Here is a 1468-nt window from a genome sequence, read left to right as displayed (position 1 = left end):
GCGTCGTCGCCGAAGGTGGAGAGAATGCTGAAGAAACCTGTGGCCAGGAGCGCGCCGGCCGGGTTGCCCAGCTGAGCGAAACCGCCGTAGAAGGTCTTCTTGTCCTCGGGTGCATGCTCGACGGCCATCAGGACCGCGCCGCCCCATTCGCCGCCGACGGCAAAGCCCTGGACGAAGCGGAGCAGTACCAGCAGTAACGGCGCCCAGAACCCGATCGACGCGTAAGTGGGCAACATGCCGATGAGGAACGTGCCTGCACCCATCAGCGTCAAAGTCACAACCAAGGCGGTGCGTCGGCCCATCTTGTCACCGACATGGCCGAACACGATTCCGCCGAGCGGGCGAGCGAAGAAACCGACGGCGTATGTCGCGAACGCCGCCGCAACGCCGGTCAGGCGGTCGGTTCCGGGTGGGAAGAAGATGTCACCGAACACCAGGGCGGCTGCCGTGGCATACACGTAGAAGTCGTACCACTCGATAGTTGTACCGACGAAGGCTGCAAATCCCGCCTTGCGGGCCTTCACGATCTGTTGCTCTCGGTTCATTACTTTGCCTCAGTGGTCGAAGTGCTCGACAATAGGTGGTTATGACCTGAATGTGCGAGTTCGCCGTCGATCCAGGTCTCTCGGACCTCGATCTGCGCAATCGCGTCGGCCGGAACCTCGAGGGGATCCGCGCCCAGAATGACGAAGTCGGCCCGCTTGCCGACCGAGATGCTGCCCAGCTCTGCTTCGCGGCCCAGCGCACGCGCACCGTTGAGGGTATGAGCCTGCAATGCCTGGTCGGCGGTGATGCGGAGTGCATCGGAGCCGAGCTGATGGCCCTGACGCGTCACACGAGTAACGGCTGCCTGAATTGCTTCGAGCGGCTTCGGCTCTGCGACGGGGGCGTCGGAGCTGATGGTCACGGGAACTTCGGCAGCGATGAACTCGCCGAGCGGGTTGAACCGCTCGCCCGGAGTGCCGATCGCAGCGGTCACGCCCTCACCCCAGTTGTAGTAGTGCTGTGGCTGGTTCACCGGGTAGACACCGGCCAGGTTCATCCTTGCGATCTGCTCGGCCGTCGGGAGTCCGCAATGCTCGATGCGGTGACGAGCGTCGGCGTCGGGGTGAGCCTTCTGCGCTGCTTCGATGGCGTCGAGCACCATGTCGATGGCGGTCGGTGACTGAGCGTGCGTGGCGGTCTGCAGACCCACCGAATGTGCCTTGGCAATCAGCTCCGAGTAGTCCGCCGGCTCGTGGTAGAGCTGCCCGGTGCGGCACGGGTCGCCCACGTAGCCGTCGGGGAAGTATGCGGTCCAGCCTCCGAGTGTGCCGTCGGCGTAGAACTTGATGCCGCCGAACGCGAGCCGCGAATTGCCGAAGGCTCCGTGCATTCCCGTGTCGATGACGTGATCGAGGAGGTGGCTGAGCATGTACATGCTGACGCGGGTCTTGAGCTGATCCTGCTCGGCCAGACGCAGGTACAT

Annotated in this window: 2 protein-coding genes; both read right to left on the bottom strand. The window is 64.0% G+C overall.

From position 1 onward, the window contains the following. Nucleotides 1–545 (bottom strand): MFS transporter (locus A2J01_RS22530; RefSeq protein ID WP_156519363.1); only part of this gene is annotated, 545 nt, incomplete at its 3' end. Next, a partial coding sequence (locus tag A2J01_RS22525) for an amidohydrolase (RefSeq protein WP_156519362.1) occupies nucleotides 545–1468 on the bottom strand: 924 nt, incomplete at its 5' end. The genes A2J01_RS22530 and A2J01_RS22525, both read right to left, overlap by 1 nt.

It is taken from the genome of Rhodococcus sp. EPR-134, from assembly GCF_001647205.1.
Lineage (GTDB): Bacteria > Actinomycetota > Actinomycetes > Mycobacteriales > Mycobacteriaceae > Rhodococcus_F > Rhodococcus_F qingshengii.
This window is presented reverse-complemented; position numbering and strand designations above follow the sequence as displayed.